The 3400-nt window shown below is 58.1% G+C and carries 2 protein-coding genes and 1 pseudogene; all 3 read right to left on the bottom strand.

Features of this window, described 5'->3' with window-relative positions:
• Positions 1-120: 120 nt before the first annotated feature.
• The 3 genes and pseudogenes from nadA to FEM54_RS28185 all read right to left on the bottom strand — a co-directional run bounded on the left by nadA (position 121) and on the right by FEM54_RS28185 (position 3081).
• A complete protein-coding gene (gene nadA, locus FEM54_RS28195) occupies positions 121-1179 on the bottom strand; it encodes a quinolinate synthase NadA (protein ID WP_017139141.1) in 1059 nt (352 codons plus the stop codon).
• 237 nt (positions 1180-1416) lie between these two features.
• A pseudogene (locus FEM54_RS28190) lies at positions 1417-1782 on the bottom strand (lactate dehydrogenase); the annotation flags it as partial.
• Between the two features lie 12 nt (positions 1783-1794).
• On the bottom strand, positions 1795-3081 hold the full coding sequence (locus tag FEM54_RS28185; RefSeq protein WP_017139139.1) for an OmpP1/FadL family transporter: 1287 nt from the start codon (positions 3079-3081) through the stop codon (positions 1795-1797).
• Positions 3082-3400: the final 319 nt, after the last annotated feature.

Raw genomic sequence — 3400 nt, 5'->3', positions numbered from 1 at the left:
ATCAAGTGTGGGAGCTGGCTTGCCTGCGATGGCGATCGTTCAGTCACAGCAGCATTGACTGATAAACCGCTATCGCAGGCAAGCCAGCTCCCACATTTTGTTTATGTGTTCAACTTCAGGTCAGGCGTTGCCAGCCAGCTTGAGGCGCGCAGCCTGGGTAAAGTCCAACATGCGTTTGAGCGGGCGCACGGCGTGCGGGATCACCGACGGCTCGACGAAGATCTCATTACTGCCCTCACGCAAACACTGCAGCGTGCGCTCCAGCGTATTCATCGCCATCCACGGGCAGTGCGCGCAACTGCGGCAGGCCGCGCCGTTGCCGGCGGTCGGTGCCTCAACGAAGACTTTATCCGGGCACAACTGCTGCATCTTGTAGAAGATGCCGCGGTCGGTGGCCACGATAAAGGTCTTGTTCGGCAAGCGCTGGGCTGCGGCAATCAGTTGGCTGGTGGAACCCACCGCGTCAGCCAATTCAATCACCGCCGTCGGCGACTCCGGGTGCACCAGGATCGCAGCGTCCGGGTACAGCGCCTTCATGTCTTCAAGCTGCTTGGACTTGAACTCTTCGTGGACGATGCACGCGCCGTCCCAGAGCAACATGTCTGCGCCAGTCTGGCGCTGAATGTAAGTGCCCAGGTGCTTGTCCGGCCCCCAGATAATCGTCTCGCCGTTGTCCATCAGGCTTTCGACGATTTCCAGCGCGCAGCTGGAGGTAACAACCCAGTCGGCACGGGCTTTGACCGCCGCCGAAGTGTTGGCGTAAACCACCACCGTGCGCTCGGGGTGCTGGTCGCAGAACGCTGAAAACTCCTCCACCGGGCAGCCCAGGTCCAGGGAGCAGGTGGCTTCCAGGGTGGGCATGAGGATGCGTTTTTCGGGGGTGAGGATTTTGGCGGTCTCGCCCATGAAACGTACACCGGCCACCAACACAGTCTTGGCCGGGTGGGCAGCGCCAAAGCGGGCCATTTCCAGGGAGTCGGAGACACAGCCTCCGGTTTCTTCGGCCAGGGCCTGAATCACCGGGTCGCAATAGAAGTGGGCAACCAGCACCGCGTCCTGAGCCTTGAGCTCGGCGGCGATGGCGCTGCGCAGGCTCGCCTCTTCATCGGCACTCAGCGCCTTGGGCTGCTTGGCGTCGAGGTGGGCTTGAACCAGTAGGCGTTCGGAAATTTGCGTCATGTTCGCAAGACCTGCAAGCGCAGTAAGCGCGAAAGTCGAGTGTACCACCGGCTCTGGAGCCCTTCGGGCGCCGCCGGACGAAGTGATTGTGTTCATCAAGCACGGTTGAAGCTGCGCAAGGCTACAGAATATCGAATCGATTCAAAAGCCTAATATGGGATTGCGCGGTACGCTGAGCGGGCAAAAAAAAACGGGAAGGCTCATCACTGAGCCTTCCCGTTTTGATCACGTCGAGCATCAGCGCATCAACACATCCGGGTCGTCCTGCAACATGACCGCGTCATGCATCGTCGCCAGGGCATTTTTCAACGTCGACTGCTCCAGCGCATCCTTGGACTTTTTGCTTTCCTTGGCCGCGTGTTCAAGCAGCGCCAGGTAATCACGCTTGGATGAACCTTCCTTGGGCACCACGGTGTCTTCCACCAGGTTAGCCATCACCTACTTCTGCGTGTGGGTGTTCTGGGAGGCCGACTGCGTGACCGAGGCATGGGTCAACTGGCCGTCCTTATAGGCAAAGCTGGCGGTGCTGCTGGCCTTGTCCAGGACTTGCACATACAGGTAATTCTGCGATTCGCGGCTGCCGTCAAAGATCGGCGGTTTGCCGTACTGCCCAGGTCAGAAGCGATAAGTGACCGAACCACCAAAACCATTGGCACTGTTTTCATACTTGGCGTCGTAGGTCAGCGCCAACTGAGGATTGTTGTCGCGCACCTTGATGGGCTCTTCCTTCAGGTAGGAATAGGCCACGTCAAAGGTCAGGTTATCCACAGGCGTCCAGCCGGCACCGAGGCTGAAGACGGTGCGGTCGCCCGTCGGAATACGCACCGAACGGTCGGTGTTGTTGGTTGGCGTCTGGTCCACCGAGAAGCCGGTACGCAGCACCAGCTGCTTGTTGAGCTGGTACGACAGGCCTATCGCGTGGGACCAGGTGTCGTGCCAATGCTGCTCTTCGGTGATGGAGCCCAGGCCGGCCAGCTCAGCGGTAATGTCCGACACGCCGGCGTTGTTGACCGTGATCTTCTTCAACTGGCTCCAGCGCGTGTAGGTGCTACCCACGTAGAGGGTCAAGGCGTCGGTCAGTTGGTGCGTGACCGAGAAGTCCACGGACGACGGCGTGGTGACATTCAGCTTGGCGTCATACTTCTGCGCCCCGCCGTCCAGCACATCGGAGAGCACGCCGGAGGCGTTGGTATGGCCGCTCAGGTGATAGACCACTTGCGAGTGGTAGGTGACGCCGACGCGGGTGCTGTCCAGAGCCTGCACCAGGATACCGGCGTTGAAGCCCATCGCGGTGTCGTCACCCTTGATCTTGGCCGTCTCGGTGCCCAAGCCAAACGCCGGGACTTTAGAGTCCAGCTCGCCGCTGATTTTGTTGAAGGTCGGGCCGAAACCTACCGAGACCTTGTCGTTGAACGCATAGCTGACCGTCGGCTGCACGGTGATGACCTGAATCTTGCTTTTGTTACCAAAGCCATTGCCCTGGAACCCGTGTTCATAGTCGGTCACCAGACCGAACGGCGCGTAGACCCCCAGGCCAAAGGCCCAGTGTTCATCGATCGGCGTCACCAGGTAACCCATCGGCACGGCAATGCCGGGGACCATATCGCCTTTGTTGGTGCCAGGATTGTCGACACCGCCTTGAGAGGAACTGGCGTCCTTGATGTTGGATTTGGCATCGAGGTAGGTGGCGCCGATGCTGACTTCATTGTGCTTGATGCGCGACATGCCGGCCGGGTTACCGAACACCGTGCTGGCGTCATCCGCCGAGGAAGAACGCCCGGCGTAGCCTGTACCCATTGAGCTGACACTTTGCTCATTGAGGGCAAAACCACCGGCGAACAGGTGTGTGGAGGCGAGCGAAATGGAGAGCGCCAAGGCGCTTTTAAGAGTTTTGTTATTCATTATTAGGACTCGAATTATTGGGCAGCGCTGGGGAAACTACCAACGTTCGAGTGAGGCGTTTATGAAGAGTTTTTCATGCTTTTGATTGTCGGACAATCTCAGGATTTTCAAAGACTTCGCCTGATTTTCCGTGTCTTTTTATGACTTTTTAACCGGATCGTGACTGCCTGGTTTCATCGTCGTAAAGCTGTCAATTTGAACGCAAATACCCCTCGATAGCCACGTTGACGACATGGGATGCGTGCATCTCTATAAACACGCCGATTAAGTCATCTTGCTGCAACAATCAAAACCCTCCCACATCGCCTGATCCACATAC

This window comes from Pseudomonas edaphica, assembly GCF_005863185.1.
Taxonomy (GTDB): Bacteria; Pseudomonadota; Gammaproteobacteria; order Pseudomonadales; family Pseudomonadaceae; genus Aquipseudomonas; species Aquipseudomonas edaphica.
The sequence above is the reverse complement of the archived record's forward strand: the minus strand, read 5'-3'. Positions and strand labels throughout refer to the sequence as shown.